Source organism: Massilia jejuensis, from assembly GCF_042656795.1.
Taxonomy (GTDB): domain Bacteria; phylum Pseudomonadota; class Gammaproteobacteria; order Burkholderiales; family Burkholderiaceae_D; genus Telluria; species Telluria jejuensis.
On sequence record NZ_JBHSMS010000058.1, the window covers coordinates 93,954 to 111,151 of the forward strand.

The 17,198-nt window shown below is 64.2% G+C and carries 14 protein-coding genes; 8 read left to right on the plus strand and 6 right to left on the minus strand.

The window, feature by feature from the left end; genetic code table 11:
- Positions 1 to 49 precede the first annotated feature (49 nt).
- The 3 genes from ACFPOU_RS18065 to ACFPOU_RS18075 all read right to left on the minus strand — a co-directional run bounded on the left by ACFPOU_RS18065 (position 50) and on the right by ACFPOU_RS18075 (position 3,611).
- Positions 50 to 1,915: a M1 family metallopeptidase gene (locus ACFPOU_RS18065; RefSeq protein ID WP_379724343.1), complete on the minus strand. Its 1,866-nt coding sequence runs from the start codon at positions 1,913 to 1,915 to the stop codon at positions 50 to 52.
- A 122-nt stretch (positions 1,916 to 2,037) separates the two neighbouring features.
- On the minus strand, positions 2,038 to 2,994 hold the full coding sequence (locus ACFPOU_RS18070) for a PfkB family carbohydrate kinase (protein ID WP_379724346.1): 957 nt from the start codon (positions 2,992 to 2,994) through the stop codon (positions 2,038 to 2,040).
- Positions 2,991 to 3,611, minus strand: a complete 621-nt coding sequence (locus ACFPOU_RS18075) for a glutathione S-transferase C-terminal domain-containing protein (protein WP_379724349.1) — start codon at positions 3,609 to 3,611, stop codon at positions 2,991 to 2,993. Before ACFPOU_RS18075 ends, ACFPOU_RS18070 begins: the two co-directional genes overlap by 4 nt.
- Before the next feature lie 146 nt (positions 3,612 to 3,757).
- On the opposite strand from ACFPOU_RS18075, the gene purB reads away from it, so the two are divergent.
- Positions 3,758 to 5,137: an adenylosuccinate lyase gene (gene purB / locus ACFPOU_RS18080; protein ID WP_379724352.1), complete on the plus strand. Its 1,380-nt coding sequence runs from the start codon at positions 3,758 to 3,760 to the stop codon at positions 5,135 to 5,137.
- A 69-nt stretch (positions 5,138 to 5,206) separates the two neighbouring features.
- Here purB and ACFPOU_RS18085 read toward each other — a convergent pair whose 3' ends face one another.
- Positions 5,207 to 7,156 (minus strand): TOL_0244 family TonB-dependent receptor, encoded by a 1,950-nt coding sequence (locus ACFPOU_RS18085; RefSeq protein ID WP_379724355.1) that lies wholly within the window; start codon positions 7,154 to 7,156, stop codon positions 5,207 to 5,209.
- A 223-nt stretch (positions 7,157 to 7,379) separates the two neighbouring features.
- On the opposite strand from ACFPOU_RS18085, the gene ACFPOU_RS18090 reads away from it, so the two are divergent.
- From ACFPOU_RS18090 to ACFPOU_RS18100, 3 genes are read left to right on the plus strand one after another with little or no spacing between them, the layout of a single operon-like run.
- Entirely contained in the window at positions 7,380 to 7,922 is a 543-nt protein-coding gene (locus tag ACFPOU_RS18090; RefSeq protein WP_379724358.1) for a cytochrome b, read from the plus strand.
- 2 nt (positions 7,923 to 7,924) lie between these two features.
- Complete coding sequence (locus ACFPOU_RS18095) at positions 7,925 to 8,476, plus strand: YceI family protein (protein ID WP_379724361.1); 552 nt, start codon at positions 7,925 to 7,927, stop codon at positions 8,474 to 8,476.
- Between the two features lie 25 nt (positions 8,477 to 8,501).
- Positions 8,502 to 9,074: a YceI family protein gene (locus ACFPOU_RS18100; protein ID WP_379724364.1), complete on the plus strand. Its 573-nt coding sequence runs from the start codon at positions 8,502 to 8,504 to the stop codon at positions 9,072 to 9,074.
- Positions 9,075 to 9,162: 88 nt separating this feature from the next.
- On the opposite strand, the gene ACFPOU_RS18105 is transcribed toward ACFPOU_RS18100, so the two are convergent.
- Complete coding sequence (locus ACFPOU_RS18105) at positions 9,163 to 10,656, minus strand: hypothetical protein (RefSeq protein ID WP_379724367.1); 1,494 nt, start codon at positions 10,654 to 10,656, stop codon at positions 9,163 to 9,165.
- Positions 10,657 to 10,956: 300 nt separating this feature from the next.
- On the opposite strand from ACFPOU_RS18105, the gene ACFPOU_RS18110 reads away from it, so the two are divergent.
- The 3 genes from ACFPOU_RS18110 to ACFPOU_RS18120 all read left to right on the plus strand — a co-directional run bounded on the left by ACFPOU_RS18110 (position 10,957) and on the right by ACFPOU_RS18120 (position 14,860).
- Complete coding sequence (locus ACFPOU_RS18110; RefSeq protein ID WP_091876165.1) at positions 10,957 to 11,226, plus strand: GlsB/YeaQ/YmgE family stress response membrane protein; 270 nt, start codon at positions 10,957 to 10,959, stop codon at positions 11,224 to 11,226.
- A 77-nt stretch (positions 11,227 to 11,303) separates the two neighbouring features.
- The gene (locus ACFPOU_RS18115) at positions 11,304 to 12,581 is read left to right on the plus strand and encodes a phospholipase D-like domain-containing protein (RefSeq protein WP_379724370.1); all 1,278 of its coding nucleotides are present in this window, start codon (positions 11,304 to 11,306) and stop codon (positions 12,579 to 12,581) included.
- Between the two features lie 119 nt (positions 12,582 to 12,700).
- Positions 12,701 to 14,860: a S46 family peptidase gene (locus tag ACFPOU_RS18120; protein WP_379724374.1), complete on the plus strand. Its 2,160-nt coding sequence runs from the start codon at positions 12,701 to 12,703 to the stop codon at positions 14,858 to 14,860.
- A gap of 227 nt (positions 14,861 to 15,087) precedes the next feature.
- Here ACFPOU_RS18120 and ACFPOU_RS18125 read toward each other — a convergent pair whose 3' ends face one another.
- Entirely contained in the window at positions 15,088 to 16,554 is a 1,467-nt protein-coding gene (locus tag ACFPOU_RS18125; RefSeq protein ID WP_379724378.1) for an APC family permease, read from the minus strand.
- Between the two features lie 165 nt (positions 16,555 to 16,719).
- Here ACFPOU_RS18125 and ACFPOU_RS18130 point away from each other — a divergent pair, with 165 nt between their 5' ends.
- Positions 16,720 to 17,184, plus strand: a complete 465-nt coding sequence (locus tag ACFPOU_RS18130) for an RrF2 family transcriptional regulator (protein ID WP_379724381.1) — start codon at positions 16,720 to 16,722, stop codon at positions 17,182 to 17,184.
- Positions 17,185 to 17,198: the final 14 nt, after the last annotated feature.

Below are 17,198 nucleotides of genomic sequence, written 5' to 3' on the forward strand. Positions count from 1 at the left end.
CCGGCCGTCTCCCGGCGTCTTGGCCTGCACCTGCCTGGTTTACACGTGTTTACTGCGCGGTCATCGCCTTGTCGACGCTCGCCTGCGTCTCGGGGTGATAGCGCGCGCGCGCCGCCTTGTACACGCCCTCGGCCCAGGCACGGTCCTGCGGGTGCGCGCGCAGCGCCGTGTAGAGCGGCACCACGAACTTCTTGCGGCCGACGCTATGCAGGAAAGCGTGGATCTGCGGGCGGATCTCGCGGTAGCCGGCGTGCACCGCCGCGCGGTAGAAGCGGAAGGCGACCTCGTTGTTGCGGGTCCTGGCCAGCCCGAAGGCGGCGTCGAGTTCCTTCAGGCGTGCGGCATCGGTCTTGTTGTCGATGTCGTTCAGGAACTTCATCCACTCGTTGGCGCTCCAGTGCTGCGTGTCGAGTCTTGCCGTCGGCAGCTCGCCCTTGAGCCAGGCGGCGGTCGCCGCATCGAGCGCCACCAGGCGCTGCGACTTGGCGTACCTGGCGCTGGCCGGGATGCCCGGGCCGTACAGCCATTCGTCGAGTTCGGCGTCGCCCATGACCTGCGGATGCCTGGCCAGCAGGTTGGTGCGCAGGTAGGCGATGAACTGCTCCGTGGTCACGCTCTGGAAGGCATGGTTGTCGAACCAGCCGCGCAGGAATGGATCGAACACGGCGCGGCCGGCGCGCTCTTCCAGCGTGCGCAGGAGCCAGGCGCCCTTCGGATAGGCCAGGCCTTCGTCGGTATGGGTGTCCGAACCGGTATCCGGGCCGCGCGTGAGCAGGGCCTGCTTCGCCCGCGGGATGTCCTTGAGCGACTCGATCGCTTCTTCCTGCTCGAGCTGCAGGTTCATCGTCGCCACTTCTTCGCCGTACAGCTTTTCCAGGATGCGGGTCGTCACATAGGTGGTAAAGCCTTCGTTGAGCCACCAGTGCTTCCACGAGGCGTTGGTCACCAGGTTGCCCGACCAGCTGTGCGCCAGTTCATGCGCGATCAGGTCGACCAGGCTGCGGTCGCCCGCGATCATGGTCGGCGTGAGGAAGGTCAGGCGCGGGTTTTCCATGCCGCCGATCGGGAACGAGGGCGGCAGCACCAGCATGTCGTAGCGCCCCCAGCGATACGGGCCGTAGAGCGATTCGGCGGCGGCGACCATCTTCTCGGTGTCGGCCAGCTCATAGGCGGCGGCCTCGATGCGTCCCGGCTCGGCATAGACGCCGGTGCGTCCCCCGAGCGTGCGTGCTTCCAGTTCGCCGATGCCGATCGCCAGCAGGTAGGAGGGAATCGGCTGCGGCATGTTGAATTTCCAGCCGCCCTTCCCGGTCGCGGCCGGATCGTTGTCGGCGCTCATCACCACGCGCAGGCCGGCGGGCGCGTCGATGCGCGCGGTGTAGGTGAAGCGCACCGACGGCGTGTCCTGCACCGGTGCCCAGGAGCGCGCGTTGATCGCCTGAGACTGGCTGAACATGAAGGGACGCTTGCCCGACAGGGTCTGCGCGGGGGTGAGCCACTGCAGGGCGCTGGCGGTGGGCGCGGTGCGATAGTAGATGCGCACCTTCGGCGCCTGCTTCGGCAAGTCGATGCGCAGGGCGCGGCCCTTCTCCTGGTCGAATTTGCCGAGCATGTAGCGCACGCTGGTCCAGCGTCCGCCGGCGTCCTGGGCTTCGATTTTCGCGATCGTCAGCTCGCGCGTGTCGAGGTCGAGGCGGCGCGCGTCTTTATCGAGCCAGTCGAGCGTCAGCTCGGCGTGGCCGGCCAGCGTCTTTTTCGCGAAATCGGCCTTCAGGTCGAGGTGCAGGGCGCGCGTCCTGACCTGGTCATGGTTGGCGTAGCTGAGCGGGTCGGGTGCCAGGTCGAGCGCGTGGGCGGCGCCGTGCAGGCCAAGGAGCGCGCAAGCGGTGGCACGCAGGAGGGAGCAGATAGGCATGTGATCGAAAGGCTGAGCGAAGGGCGCGAGAAGAATAGCATTGATGGGGGCGGCGCGAAAGCCGGCGCGCCGGACGACGCTGCCTGGTTCGGGGAGCCGGATCATGGGTCAGCCTGCAATGCTCACCGCCAGCGCGTCATCCACTTGTCGTAAAACCCGAGGTCGCGCGGCACGGCGCCGGGAATGGCGCAGATCGCGCCGGCGAATTCGTTGGCGCGCGCCAGTGTCAGCGCCAGCGGCCAGCCGCGCGCGCGCCCCAGCAGGAAAATGGCCGAGAACGCGTCCCCGGCGCCGACCGTGTCGATGACGAATGCCGGCGGCGGCGTGTCGCGCGTGTCGATCGTGACGCCGCCGGCGCCGAAGTACACCGAGCCGCGGTGGCCCAGGGTGACGATCAGCGCCTCCAGTCCGAACATCTGCAGCAGCGCGCCGCAGGCCGAGCGCGTTTCGCCGGCCGCCATCGGCGGGTCGTTCGGGCCGAGCTGGAAGTACCAGCCGAACAGCGCCTGCAGTTCGTCTTCGTTGACCTTGGCGATGTCGGCCGCATGCAGCGAGTCCGAGACGATGCGCTCGTCCACCTGGCCGTCGCGCATGTTCACGTCGAGAAAGCGCATCGCCTTGGTGCTCGAGAGCAGCGCCTTGAGGGTGCCGCGCGCGCGCTCGCCGCGCTGGGCCAGGGTGCCGAAATAGAAGGCGCCGGCCTCTATCGTGGCCGCTGCCGCCAGCGCTTCCTCGCGCGCGATGTAGTCATAGGCCTGGTTCGGCACGATCACGAAGCGGTGCCCTTGCGGGCCGCGTTCGACGATCACGCGGCCGGTCTCCTCGATCGTGTCGCGCTGCAGGCCGGAGCGCGCCATGGCGAAGCGCTCGAATTCGGCCGCGATGGTCGCGCCGTTGCGGTCGCTGCCCACGCGCGTGATCATCAGTTGCGGCGCCATGAAGGCGGCCAGGTGGCGCGCGACGTTGAAGGGCGCGCCGCCGACGAGCTGCTCGGTGGCGAAGTCGTCGACCAGGGCTTCCCCGAAGACGAGGGTGGCGGCCGTGCCCGTGTTGTCGAGGCAGCGGTGCGCGCCGCTCATGCTTCGATTGGCGCCGTGTCGCGGAACGATGGCCGCTCGTTGAGCTTGTCGAACAGTTTCGCCAGGTTCGGGTAATCGCCGCGCCAGCCGATCTCGGGGAAGCGGAACGACAGCCAGCCGAGCGCGCAGCCGACGGCGACGTCGGCCAGCGTGTAGGCCTTGCCCATGCAGAAAGGCTGCTCGCCGAGTTTCTCGGACATGACCGCCAGGCCCGCATGCACCTTGCCCAGCTGGCGCTCGATCCACTGCGGGCTCTGCTGCTCTTGCGGGCGCAGCGTCCTTTCCAGGCGCACCAGCACGGCCGCGTCCAGGACGCCGTCGGCCAGCGCTTCCCACACCTTCACGTCGGCGCGGTCGCGTCCGTTGCCGTTGGCGGGCAAGAGCTTGCAGACGGGCGTGAGCGTGTCGAGGTACTCGGCGATCACGCGCGAATCGTACAGGGCGCTGCCGTCTTCCATGACCAGGCAGGGTACCTTGCCCAGCGGATTTGACTGGTGGACCTGGGTCTCGGCGCTCCAGACGTTGTCGAGCGCGAACGAGTAGTCGAGCTTCTTTTCCGCCATCACGACGCGGACCTTGCGCACATAGGGACTGGTATTCGAACCGATGAGTTTCATAGATGCTCGGAAAGAGGAATTTAATGAGAGTATAACATCGGCCCGGCTGCCGAAAACGGCCATGCAGGCCCGTTTCGCTGTGCCCGCAACAAGGCCCCGGATGCGCTCCAGTGGTAAAATCCGCGTTTTTGCACGGACCGCCCGCCATGACCGCTACCGCCCCACTCTCTTCCCTGTCGGCACTGTCGCCGCTCGATGGCCGTTACGCGGCCAAGACCGACAAGCTGCGCCCGATCCTGTCCGAAGCCGGCTTCATGCACCACCGTGTCATGGTCGAGATCGCGTGGCTGCAGGCGCTGGCGCAGGCGGGCTTCGACGAGATCAAGCCGTTTTCCGGCGAAGCGCGCGCCCACCTCGACGCCATCGCCGCAGGTTTCGACGAAGCCGACGCAGCACGCATCAAGGAAATCGAAGCGGTCACCAACCATGACGTCAAGGCCGTCGAGTACTGGCTCAAGGAGCAAGTCAAGGATGTGCCGGAACTGGTCGCGGCCAGTGAATTCATCCACTTCGGCTGCACCTCGGAAGACATCAACAACACCAGCCACGGCATGATGCTCAAGGCCGCGCGCGACACCGTCATGGTCCCGGCCCTGCAGGGCATCATCGCCAAACTGACCGAGATCGCCCACGCGAATGCGGCGCTGCCGATGCTCTCGCGTACCCACGGCCAGACGGCCAGCCCGACGACCCTCGGCAAAGAATTCGCCAACGTCGTCGCACGCCTGCAACGCGCCGCCAAGCGCATCGCGGATGTGGAAATCCTGGGCAAGATGAATGGCGCGGTCGGCAACTACAACGCCCACCTGTCGGCCTATCCGGGCTTCGACTGGCCGGCCTTCTCGAAGGACGTGATCGAAGCGCGCCTCGGCTTGACCTTCAACCCGTACACGATCCAGATCGAGCCGCATGACTACATGGCCGAAATGTTCGACGCCATCGCGCGCGCCAACACCATCCTGCTCGACCTGAACCGCGACATCTGGACCTATGTGTCGCTCGGCTATTTCAAGCAGAAGTTGAAGGCGGGCGAGATCGGTTCGTCGACCATGCCGCACAAGGTGAACCCGATCGACTTCGAAAATTCCGAAGGCAACCTGGGCCTGGCCAATGCGATGCTGCGCCACATGGCGGAAAAGCTGCCGGTCTCGCGCATGCAGCGCGACCTGACCGATTCGACCGTCCTGCGCAATATCGGCGTCGCCTTCGGCTACACGCTGCTGGCCTACGACAGCTGCCTGCGCGGCTTGAACAAGCTGGAAGTCAACGCGGCCCGGCTGGAAGCCGACCTCGATGCGAACTGGGAAGTGCTGGCCGAACCGGTGCAGACCGTGATGCGCCGCTACGGCATCGAGAATCCGTACGAGCAACTGAAGGAACTCACGCGCGGCAAGGGCATCACGAAAGAAGCGCTGCGCGAATTCATCGGCACGCTGGCGGTGCCGCAGGAAGCCAAGGACTCGATGCTGGCGATGACACCGGCCAATTACACGGGCCTGGCGGCGGCCTTGGCCAAGGCAATCTGAACCGGCGTCATCCATCGAAAAAACCCGCATCGTCTCGATGCGGGTTTTTTTATGTCCCTGGGAGCCGGATCAATCCTGCCACACCAGCTTCACCCCCAGCTCGCGTCCCAGTTCGATGCGGTTGGCGATCGACCTGAATTCCGCATGGCCGCCATTCAGATTGCGCCCCACCACCGACACTTCGAGATGCGGCCGCAGGCGCCACCCGAAACGCGCGTCGAGCGCCCAATAACCCGGCACGGCCGGATGTTCGAGCGCCGCCACCTTGCGCAGCGCCACTTCGAGCTCGCGCTTGTCGTCGAGGCTGTAGTTGGAACGCAGCTGCAGCGTATGCTCCGGATTCTTGCCGCTATTGAAAGGGCCGGCCAGGTCGTTGCTGCCGGCTTTCAAGCGCAGGTTTTCATGCAAGGCCGTATAACCGGCCGACATGCGCCAGGCGCCGCTCAGCTGGTAACTGCCCCACATCTCGATACCGGTCGCCGCGCCCTCCATCAAGCTGCCGAAGGTGATGAAGGTACGGGTCGGATCGACTTCCTGGGTGCGCAGGTGGTCGTATTCGTTGTGGAACAGCGTGGCCGAAAAGGAGAGCCCGGCCAGTGGCTGGCCGCGGTAGCCGAGTTCGAACACGTTGGCCACTTCGGCGCGCACCCGCGGGCCGCCGCGCAACAGGTAGGGCGGGCGTCCCGGCACATACGCGTCGACGTCGAGCCGGGTCGGCGCGCGCACGGAGCGCGAACGCGCCGTCCACAGCGCGTGGCGCGGATGCACGCGCCACGCCAGGCGCGCCGTCGGCAGCAGTTCGTTGCCGGTGTAGTCGTTGCGCTCGATGCGGGCGCCGAGCGTGAGGCGCAGGTCGGGACGCAACGCGATTTCATCCTGGGCGAACAGGCTGGCCCAGGTCTGCTCGTCGCGCGCGGGCAGGAAGGCAATGACTTCGCTGTTGGCCACATCGTCCCAGCTATGCCGGTAGTTCAAGCCCCAGACCAGGCTGTGCGCGCCCCAGGCCGGCAACGCATGCTGGAGTTGCACGTCGACGATGTCGAGCGACTCGGAAAAGGCCGGCGGCACGTCGCGCCGCGTGTGGTCGATATAGGCTTGCACGGCGAGGCGCCCGCCGCCGGCCAGGACGCGTTCCCAGCGCCCGGCCAGGTTGGCGCCGTGGGTATCGATGTCGCCCAGGCGCAATGCGGTGCCGGTGACGACAGCGCCCGGTTCCGGCTGCTCCAGTTCGCCGCGGTAGGCATTGCCGTTGACACTGAAGACATCGCCGCCGCGCTGCCAGTCGGCGCGGAAACCGACTTGCGCCTGGTTCCAGGCATCGTTGACGCGCGTGCCCGCGGCCGTGTCGCCATGCGTGCGGGTGAGCACCTTGCCGTACACCCGCCAGCGGGCGTCGCCGCGACGCCCGCCCTGGCGAAAGGCAACGTCGCCGCCATCGCTGGCACCATGCAGCACCGCCAGGCTGCCCTGGCTTGCCTGCGCCGAGCGCGTGATGATGTTGATCACGCCATTGACGGCATTGACGCCCCACATGGTGCCGCCCGGTCCGCTGATGACCTCGATCCGTTCAACATCTTCCAGCATCACGTCCTGCATGTCCCAGAACACGCCGGAAAACAGCGGCGCGTAGACCGAGCGGCCATCTATCATGACCAGCAATTTGTTCGGAGCACTGTTACTCGAGCCATTCAAGCCGCGCGCGCTGATCGAATAAGCGTAGCTGCTGAGCTGGCCCACGTGCAGGCTGGGCGCCAGGCGCAGCGCATCGGGAATGCTGCGCGCGCCGGCCTGGCGGATGTCGTCGCCGCCGATGACGAAGACCGAGGCCGGCGCGTCCTGCAGGTGCTCCGGCTTTTTCGATACCGACGTCACCTGGATATTCGCCAGTTCCTCGATCGACAAGTCGGCGAAATCGGCAGCTTGCGGATCGCCGGCCTGCGCGTGGCTCGCCAGCGCGGCGGCGAGCGGCACGACCAGTGCGCGCAGGCGCGGCCGGCGAAGGGAAGAAAAAATGGTCATACGATTCCTCGGCAGGGATTCAGAACCTGCCCTGCCGGGACAGGTTCTTCGACCGTTTTTATGTGAATACGCGCTTACTTCGATTTTACATTCACCCCGGGCCGCTGCTGTGCACGTTTGACAATCCGTGCTAGTGTACGAAAAGAAATATCTCTATGGCGAGCACGCTTCCGCCTTTTTTGCTATAGTTTAGTTCTAGTCAGTACTAACTCTCGGCCTCCTCATGCAGCGTTATTCCCTTCCCGCGATCGTCCTGCACTGGCTGATCGCTTTCCTGATCATCGGCAACTTCACGCTGGGCCTGGTGATGACCGATATTCCGGGGCTGACGCCGGCCAAGCTGCGTTATTTTTCTTGGCATAAATGGGCGGGGGTGACGATACTGCTGTTGGCGACCTTGCGCCTGCTGTGGCGCCTGCGCTGCCGCCCGCCGGCCGATCCGGCAACCCTGCCCGCCTGGCAAATCCGCGCCGCCCACTTGCTGCACGGCGTGCTGTATGGATTGATGTTCGCCGTACCGCTGTCCGGTTATTTCTACAGCCTGGCCGCCGGCGTGCCGGTGATGTATTTCGGCCTGTTCCCGTTGCCGGTCCTGATCGGCGCCGACCCGGTACTGAAACCGGTGCTGGGCGCCCTGCACTACTGGCTCAACATGGCCTTGGCGGCATTGGTCGCCGTGCACGTGCTGGCGGCGTTCAAGCATTGGCTGATCGACCGCGACGGCATCATGGGCCGGATGCTGCCCTTTTCGACGAATAAGGAATGATCATGAACCCTGTACGCGCCCTTGCGCTTGCCTCGCTGTTCGCCAGCACCCTCGCCGGCGCCGCCGCGCTCAAGACCGACCCTGCCAACAGCCGCGTCACGGTCGTGTTCAAGCAAATGAACGTGCCGGTCGAAGCCAGCTTCAAATCCTTCACGGCCGGAATCGACTACGATGCCGCCAGGCCGGAAGCGGCGAAGGCAAGCGTCGATATCCAGACCGCCAGCATGGACCTGGGCGACGCCGACTACAATCGCGAGGTGGCCAAGAAGGAGTGGTTTAATACGGCACAGTTCCCGAAAGCGAGTTTTGTGTCGACCTCGATCAAGTCGGCCGGTCCGGGCAAGCTCAATGTGGCCGGCAAGCTGACGATCAAGGGCAAGACCGCCGACGTCAACTTTCCGCTGACGGTGAAGACCGACGGCGGAAAACACCTGTTCGAAGGACAGCTGCCGATTCGCCGGCTGGCTTTCAATATCGGCGAAGGCGAGTGGAAAGACACCAGCATGGTCGCCGACGAAGTTGTCATCAAGTTCCGCGTCAGCGCGGGAAAATAACCGATTCACCCACCAAGAGATCTCCATGAAACTCAACAAGCTCCTCATCGCCACCGTCCTTGCCACCGGCGCCGGCTTCGCCGCGGCTGCCGTCGACACCTACAAGATCGACCCGAGCCACACCTATCCGAGCTTCGAAGCCGACCACCTGGGCATCTCGGTCTGGCGCGGCAAGTTTACCAAGACCGATGGCACCATCACGCTCGACCGCGCGGCCAAGACCGGCAGCTTCGACATCACGGTCGACATGAACAGCGTCGATTTCGGCCACCAGAAGATGAACGAGCATGCGCGCAAGCCTGACATCTTCGACGTTGCTCAATACCCGACGGCAACCTTCAAGGGCAACAAGCTGCGCTTCGAGGGCGACAACCTGGTCGCCGTCGAAGGCAACTTCACCCTGCACGGCGTGACCAAGCCGCTGACCCTGAACATCGCCAAGTTCAAGTGCATCCAGCACCCGATGCTGAAACGCGAAGTCTGCGGCGCCGACGCGCACGGCATCTTCCAGCGCAGCGATTTCGGGATCAATTTCGGCTTGCCGAATTTCTCGCCGGAAGTGCGCCTGGCGATCCAGGTCGAAGCCGTCAAGCAGTAAGCAGGCCGGCCAAATGAAAAGCCCCGCTGCCTTTCGGCAGCGGGGCTTTTTACATTAGCGCAGGTATTAGCGCAGGTAATAGCCTGGATTAACGGCCGTCACGGTCGAAGTCGCCTGGAATGGCGCGCTCGACCTTGTGCCATGCGGCACGGCTGGCCGACTTGGCCTGGTCCCACGACAGGCGCGAATTGCCCTTGGTGGTGTTCCACTCGTCGGCCAGCTGCGCCTCGTTCTGGTCGTAGCTGCCTGGGTAACGGCTCTTGCCGTTGTAGCCCAGTGCGTAGGCAGGCTGGTAGTCGTCATAGGTATAGCCAGGGGTGTATTCCGGCTGGGTCTGGTAAGTATTACGCCAGTGCGCATCTTCCTGGGCTGGATTGACCAGGCCGCCGACGCCCTTGCCGGCCATGCCGCCCACCGCCGCGCCGACACCGGCACCGACCACCATGCCGATCGGGCCGCCAACGGCGCCGATGGTGGCGCCGGCCGCCGCGCCGCCGCCCGCGCCAATGCCCTTGGCCAGGTTATGCTCGCTGCGCTCGTCGTCCGGCTTCGCGTTGACGACTTCGCCGACGCCGCGGCCAGTCGCGCCACCCGCCAGGCCGCCGATCACCGCGCCTGCCGCCATGCCGACCGGGCCGCCGACGGCACCGATGGTTGCACCGGCAACCGCGCCGCTGGCGCCGCCGACGCCTTGCGCCAGGTGATGGTCGTTCAGGTCGTCGTTACCCTTCGGGTTGACGACTTCGCCAGCGCCACGGCCGGCAGCGCCGCCCGCCAGGCCGCCGACGACGGCGCCCGCTGCCATGCCGATCGGGCCGCCGACGGCGCCGAGTGCGGCGCCGGTCGCTGCACCGGCGGTGGCGCCAGCGCCCTTGGCCAGGTGGTGTTCGTTCAGGTCGTCACCGGCTTTCGGGTTGACCACTTCGCCCACGCCCTTGCCGGCCATGCCGCCGGTGATGCCACCGATGGCGGCGCCTGCGACGGTACCGATCGGACCGGCAGCCGAACCGATCGCGGCACCGGCGAGTGCACCGCCGACGGCGCCGACGCCGGTACCGATGACGTGCGAGCCGCCATGTTCGGTCCACGAACGCTCGATGTGGGCAGCGTCATCGTCCGAACGGGCATTCACGCCCATCAGGATGCCGCCCGACTTGATGCCTTCTTCATAGTGTGCTGCGCGTTCTTCCGGAATGCCGGCACCGATCAGCGCGCCGATCAGGCCGCCGGTCAGGCCACCGGCGCCGGCACCGGCCAGGGCTGCGGCCAGCGGGCCGGCCACGACCAGGCCGACGCCCGGCAGCACGAGGGTGGTACCGACGGCGGCGATGCCTGCCAGGACGGCGCCAATGGTGCCGCCGATGCCTGCGCCGATGCCGGCGCCTTCAGCGGCTTTGCTGCCCAGTTCGGTATCGGTATCGCCGAAGTGGGTCTTGCGGGTCGAATCCGACATCATCAGGTTGACGTCGTCCTTGCTGTAACCACGGTCGGAGACCGAGCTATACGCGCGCTCTGCGCTGGCGCGGTCCGGGAACAGGCCGGTGACCATGCGCGAATTCTGCTTATCGGTGTCGTAGCTCATGATGTATCCCTTTCAAAGGTGTCTGTAGTGCGGTCAGGTCTTGCAACAATGGGTTGCCAGTGGTCGAACAATAGGCCCCGCACCCGCACTCTTCTGTACGCTGACGCACTCACTTCAGGACATTCCAAATGGAAACATATCGTTAAAAAAAATCGGCTCGCGGAACACGATTTATAGATTCATCGTCTAACGTTCGTTGCCGCACCGACCCGACATCTTGTCGGTCTGTAGACTTTTTTACATGGTCAACGCAGTCAATTGGCCTCGGGTAGGTTTCTATTACTATGAGGAGGAATGAAAATGCTATTTATTATCTGGATCGTCGTCGGTGGTATCCTCGGTTGGCTGGCAAGCATGGTCATGAAGACCGATGCTGAGCAGGGCATGATCCTGAACGTTGTGGTTGGTATCATCGGCGCCTTCCTGGGCGGCTGGTTGCTTTCCCCACTGTTCGGTTCCGGGACCATCAATTCCGATGACTTCAGCGTGTCGTCGCTGCTGGTTTCGTTCCTGGGCGCTGTTATCCTGCTGGCTATCGTCAACCTGCTGCGTCGCGGCCGCGTTCGTTAATCAGTGGTTTGCCCCACATAACCAACGCTTTCACGCGTTGGTTTTTTTTCGTCTGAAATTTTTGTGAGCACTATGCTATGAGCACCAATAAAGTCGGCATCTCCGTCATCAGCTGCGTCCTGACGCTCGTTGTCGGCTTTCTGGCGCTGAATTTCATGCCAAGCGAAAAGCAGATCGAAACCCAGCTCACACGCCAGTACGATATCCACGACGCCCAGTTCCGGCGCTCGATGGGGGTGTTGCTGGGGCCTCCCATCATCGAAGGCAACAAGGTCGACACCCTCCTCAACGGCAACCAGATTTTCCCGGCCATGCTCGCGGCCATCCGCGGCGCCGAAAAGACGATTACCTTCGAAACCTATATCTATTGGTCGGAAACGATCGGCGAGGAATTTTCCGCTGCCCTGGCCGAGCGCGCGCGCGCCGGCGTCAAGGTCCATGTCATGCTCGATTTCATCGGCAGCATGAAGATGAATGACGAGGCGATGCAAAAAATGCGCGACGCCGGCGTGCAATTGCAGCGCTATCACAAGCCGGCATGGTGGAAGCTTGCCCGCTTGAACAACCGCACCCACCGCAAACTCTTGATCGTCGACGGCAAGATCGGTTTTACCGGCGGCGTCGGCATTGCCGACCAGTGGCGCGGGAACGCCGCAAACGATAAGGAATGGCGCGATACCCATTTCCGCGTCGAAGGCCCGGTCGTCGGCCAGATGCAAGCCGTGTTTACCGATAACTGGACCAAGTCCACCGGCGTCGTGCTCGACGGCGCTCCCTATTTTCCGCCCTTGAAGGCGGTCGGCTCGATGCCGGCCCAGATGTTTTCCAGCTCGCCCACCGGCGGCAGCGCCAGCATGCACCTGATGTACCTGATGGCGATCACCGCCGCGCGCACCTCGATCGACATGTCGGCCTCGTATTTCGTCCCCGACGACCTGGCCATCCGCGCCCTGGCCGCGGCCGCGAAACGCGGCGTCAAGGTGCGCATCATCGTGCCGGGCAAGGAAATCGATGCCGGCATCGTGCGTCTGGCCTCGCGCGAACGCTGGGGCGACATGCTGAAGGCCGGTGTCGAGATCGCCGAATACCAGCCGACCATGTACCATGTCAAAGCGCTGGTGGTCGACGCGCTGATGGTCTCGGTCGGTTCGACCAACTTCGACAACCGCTCGTTCAGCATCAACGACGAAGCCAACCTGAACGTGCTCGATCCCGAGTTCGCCCGTGCACAGGTGCACGTGTTCGAAAACGACTGGAAAAAGGCGCGGCGCATGACGCTGGCGGCCTGGAACAACCGCTCGTGGACGGAAAAGATCAGCGGCGAATTCGCATCGCTGTTCGGCTCGCAACTGTAAATACCGCGTGCACGCCGCCGGCGTGCCGGGGAAATATCGGTTGACGAGCTGGCGGGGGATTAACGATACTCTCGGGATGCCCTGTCAGGGTATCCGATAACCCTCCTGATCGATCGCGAATGAAAAAGACTCTCCTCTCGCTAGCCATTCTTACCACCTTCGCCGCACAAGCGGACGAAGGCATGTGGATGCCGCAGCAGCTGCCACAAGTAGCCCAGCAACTGAAAGCCGCCGGCCTCGAACTCGATCCCGCCGCGCTGACCAAACTGACCGAATTCCCGATGGGCGCGATCGTCAGCCTGGGCGGCTGCTCGGCCTCGTTCGTGTCGCCGCAGGGCCTGGTCGTCACCAACCACCATTGCGTCTACAACAGCATCGCCGTCAACTCGACGCCGCAGCGCGACTTGCTGGCCAACGGCTTCCTGGCCAGGACCCTGGCCGAAGAAGTGCCGGCATCGCCCGGCAGCCGCGTGTTCGTGACCGAGGAAGTGACCAATGTCAGCGACCGGATCATCGACGCCAGGGTCGCCAAGCTGAGCGGCAAGGCGCGTATCGACGCGATCGAAAAGAACCAAAAAGAAATGGTTGCAGCCTGCGAACAAACGCCGGGCTACCGCTGTACCGTGGCCAGCTACTACGGTGGCCTCGAGTTCTACCGCCTGAAGCAGCTGGAAATCCGCGACGTGCGCCTGGTGCATGCGCCACCGTCGGGCGTCGGCAAGTTCGGTGGCGATACCGACAACTGGATGTGGCCGCGCCACACCGGCGACTACGGTTTCTACCGCGCCTACGTCTCGAAAGACGGCAAGGCCGCCGACTATGCGACCGACAACGTTCCCTACGTGCCGAAGCACCACCTCAAGATCGCCACCGAAGGCTCGAAGGAAGGCGATTTCATCATGGTGCTGGGCTACCCGGGCCGCACCAACCGCCATCGCCTGCCGTCGGAAGTGCAGTACACCTTCGACTGGAACTACCCGGCCTTCGTGCAAGCCTCGGGTGAAGTGCTCGCCATTATCGAGCGCGAGACGAAGAACGACCCGGCCGCCAAGCTCAAGTACGCCGGCCAGGTTGCCAGCGTCAACAACTACTACAAGAACCGCAAGGGCATGCTGACCTCCTACGGCGATAGCGATTTCCTGGCGCGCAAGACTGCCGAACACGCCGCCATGAAGGCCTGGGTCAACAGCGACGCCACCCGTAAAAAGCAGTTCGGCGCCGACATCGAAACCGTCGAAAAGCTGATCGCCGAGCGCGACAGCAACACGAAGGAAGGCTTCTACCTGGGCTACGCCCAGCCGCGCTTCCTCGCGTCGGCACGCAGCCTGTACCGCCTGGCCAACGAACGCACCAAGCCGGACGCCGCACGCAAGTCGGGCTACCAGGAGCGCGACATGGCGCGCATGACCTCGGTCATCACCGGCCAGGACCGCACCTATGACGAAAAGGTCGACAAGGCGCTGGTCATGCACTTCCTGGGCAAGTACCTGGCGCAGCCGGTGAAAGAGCAGGATGCCGCCTTCAACAAGGCCCTCGGCATCCGCGCCGGCATGAGCCAGGACGAACTGAAGGCCGCCATCGACACCATGTACGCCGGCTCGAAGCTGGCCAACAAGGATGAGCGCAGCGCATGGCTGAAGAAGACCCCTGCCGAGTTCAAGGCCAGCAACGACGCCTTCATCAGGGCAGCCGTCGCCATGTATGAGTCCGACCTGAAGGACGAAGCCAAGGCCGAAGAACTCGGCGGCAAGATCCAGAAGTCGTACGCCGCCTACATGAAGGCAAAGATCGCCTACATGAACAGCCGCGGCCAGGCCGTCTATCCGGACGCTAACGGCACCCTGCGCGTGACCTTCGGCAAGATCGCCGGCCGCGCCCACGGCGCCGACGGCACTGGCGCCTGGACCGCGTTTACCACCACCAAGGGCGTGGTCGCCAAGCATACCGGCGAAGGCGAATTCAATGCCCCGACCGCGCAGCTGGCCGCCATCAAGGCCAAGGACTTCGGCAAATATGTCGACCCAGCCCTGAAGACGGTGCCGGTGAACTACCTGGCGACGCTCGACATCACTGGTGGCAACTCGGGTTCGGCGGCGCTCAACAAGCGCGGCGAACTGATCGGCCTGGCCTTCGACGGCACCCTCGATTCGATCATTTCGGACTGGGATTTCAATACCGCCAACACCCGCTCGATCCAGGTCGACTCGCGCTACATGCTGTGGAACATGAAGCATGTGGACAAGGCCGATAACCTGCTCAAGGAAATGAACGCGCTGTAATCGGACGTTCGACGGAGGCGGCGCCTCCAGTGGAAAGCCACGCGGCCGCAAGGCGCGTGGCTTTTTTATTATTCGCTGCCAGTGACCTGCCTGCCATGGCGGCGACGCAGACGCACCGTTCCGTCAACCGGTGATGCCCGGTGGCGTATCTTCAGTGCAGGCAAGAGCGCCCATGCCGGGCACCCAAAAAAAACGCCGCGTCGAACGCGGCGGGTTCAGTCAGGCGATCATGCCTTCTTGTTGAGCCGGCTATGCCGCATGCTGTACAGGAAATAAGTCGCCACCGCCGCCGCCATCCACAGGAAAAACACGCGGAAGGTCGCCGGCGGCAAATCCTTCATGATGTAGAAGCAGGCGAGGATCGACAGTCCCGGGATGACGTACGGGCCGAAGGGCACGCGGAAGCCGTGTTCGGCGTCCGGCCCCTGCTTGGCGCGGATCACCGGCACCGCGACCGAGACGACGATAAAGGCCGTCAGCGTGCCCATGCTGACCATGTCCCACAGGAAGGTCGAATCGACCAGGCCGGCGATCAGGCCGACCACCAGGCAGACGATCACGGTATTGGCGACCGGCGCGCCGCTGCGCGGGTTCACTTTCTGGAAGGTCTTCGGGATCAGGCCGTCGCGGCTGATCGCGTACAGGATGCGGGTCTGGCCGTAGAGCGTCACCAGCGTCACCGAGAATACCGAGACCACGGCGCCGGCCGACAGCACCAGCGCCGGCCATGTCTTGCCGGTGACGTTTTGCAGGATCACGGACAAGCCGGCCTCCTGGCCCTCGAACAGGTGGGCCGGCTGGGCGCCCATCGCGGCCAGGGCGACGAGCAGGTAGAACAGGGTGACGATGACGAGCGCGGCCAGGATACCGGTCGGCACGTTGCGGCGCGGGTCCTTCACTTCTTCGCCGGCGGTGGCGATGGTGTCGAGGCCGATGAAGGAAAAGAACACGGTGCCGGCGGCGGCGGTGACGCCGGCCATGCCGGCCAGGCCCTTGCTGTCGTCGGCATTGAAGAAGGGCGTGAAATTGTTCGCATCGAAACCGGTGAAGGCGATCGCGGCAAAGAAGGCAAGAATGGCCAGCTTGATGACGACCATGACGGCATTCGTGGTGGCCGATTCCCTGGTGCCGCGCACCAGCAGGATGCAGCACATCATAATCAGCAGCACCGGCGGCAAGTTGAAGTTGCCGTACTGGACGCTTAGCTTGCTGTGGTCGGAGACGAACATGGGCGAGCGCAAATGGGCCGGGATTTCCCAGCCGAACGCGTTTTGCAGGAAATTGTTCAGGTAATCGGACCAGCCGATCGCGACCGCGCTGCCCGCCAGGCCATATTCGAGCAAGAGGCAGGCGGCAACGACAAAGGCGGCAAATTCGCCGACGGTGGCGTAGGCAAAAGAATACGAGGACCCCGAGGCCGGCACGCGACCCGCCAGTTCGGCATAGCACAGCGCGGTCAGGCCGGCGGTAATGGCGGCGATCAGGAAGGAAAGAATGACAGCCGGGCCGGCTTTCGGCACCGCTTCGACCATCGTGAAGAAGATGCCGGTGCCGACCGTGGCGCCGACGCCGATCATGGTCAGCGGGAACAGGCCCAGTGTACGGTTCAGGCCGCCACCATGGGCCTGGCTGTCTTCGTGCGCGCGTTCGGCCGGCTTGGTACGAACCAGCTTCTGGCCCAGTGTCAGATTCACGGAAATTTCCTTGTCGCTAAAAAATGGCTGAGCTCGAATCGCCGCCAAAGTTCGCGATTATAGGGCCGTTCAAGGGTTGTTGAGAAAATAGTTTTCCGTTAAAACTCCATTGGCCTTGCGCACCTGACGCGCTAGAATAGGCCCATTATTTCCCACTGACATCTCATGCGCCTGACACGCTTTTCCGACATCGGTTTGCGCGTGCTCATTTACCTCGAGCGCGCCGGCGAACGTCTGCATCCGGTGACGGTCGCCGAGATCGCCGCGCAATTCACGATCCCGCAAAACCACCTGGTCAAGGTGGTGGGCCACCTGGCGCGTGCCGGCTGGGTGCACGCGCTGCGCGGACGCAATGGCGGCCTGCGCCTGGCGGCCGACCCGCAGCAGCTGACGGTGGGCCAGGTGCTGCGCGAACTCGAGGGCGACAACGAACTCGTCGATTGCGCAGCGCTGCGCTGCGCATTGAACCTCGATTGCCAGATGCGCGGCGCCCTGAACGCCGGCATGCGCGCGTTTTACCAGGAGCTGGACCGCTACACGCTGGCATCGATCACCGCCGGCAGCACTGGCAAGCGGATCGTCGAGATGCACAAGATGTTCTGGCGTGGCACGGCCGCTGGTCCGGTTTGACCCGGCGCCTGGGT

What these genes read in the sequence shown, in the direction of transcription:
- ACFPOU_RS18065 (WP_379724343.1), bottom strand. Translation starts at nt 1,915, where the DNA reads ATGCCTATCTGCTCCCTCCTGCGTGCCACCGCTTGCGCGCTCCTTGGC.
- ACFPOU_RS18070 (WP_379724346.1), bottom strand. Translation starts at nt 2,994, where the DNA reads ATGAGCGGCGCGCACCGCTGCCTCGACAACACGGGCACGGCCGCCACC.
- ACFPOU_RS18075 (WP_379724349.1), bottom strand. Translation starts at nt 3,611, where the DNA reads ATGAAACTCATCGGTTCGAATACCAGTCCCTATGTGCGCAAGGTCCGC.
- purB (WP_379724352.1), top strand. Translation starts at nt 3,758, where the DNA reads ATGACCGCTACCGCCCCACTCTCTTCCCTGTCGGCACTGTCGCCGCTC.
- ACFPOU_RS18085 (WP_379724355.1), bottom strand. Translation starts at nt 7,156, where the DNA reads ATGACCATTTTTTCTTCCCTTCGCCGGCCGCGCCTGCGCGCACTGGTC.
- ACFPOU_RS18090 (WP_379724358.1), top strand. Translation starts at nt 7,380, where the DNA reads ATGCAGCGTTATTCCCTTCCCGCGATCGTCCTGCACTGGCTGATCGCT.
- ACFPOU_RS18095 (WP_379724361.1), top strand. Translation starts at nt 7,925, where the DNA reads ATGAACCCTGTACGCGCCCTTGCGCTTGCCTCGCTGTTCGCCAGCACC.
- ACFPOU_RS18100 (WP_379724364.1), top strand. Translation starts at nt 8,502, where the DNA reads ATGAAACTCAACAAGCTCCTCATCGCCACCGTCCTTGCCACCGGCGCC.
- ACFPOU_RS18105 (WP_379724367.1), bottom strand. Translation starts at nt 10,656, where the DNA reads ATGAGCTACGACACCGATAAGCAGAATTCGCGCATGGTCACCGGCCTG.
- ACFPOU_RS18110 (WP_091876165.1), top strand. Translation starts at nt 10,957, where the DNA reads ATGCTATTTATTATCTGGATCGTCGTCGGTGGTATCCTCGGTTGGCTG.
- ACFPOU_RS18115 (WP_379724370.1), top strand. Translation starts at nt 11,304, where the DNA reads ATGAGCACCAATAAAGTCGGCATCTCCGTCATCAGCTGCGTCCTGACG.
- ACFPOU_RS18120 (WP_379724374.1), top strand. Translation starts at nt 12,701, where the DNA reads ATGAAAAAGACTCTCCTCTCGCTAGCCATTCTTACCACCTTCGCCGCA.
- ACFPOU_RS18130 (WP_379724381.1), top strand. Translation starts at nt 16,720, where the DNA reads ATGCGCCTGACACGCTTTTCCGACATCGGTTTGCGCGTGCTCATTTAC.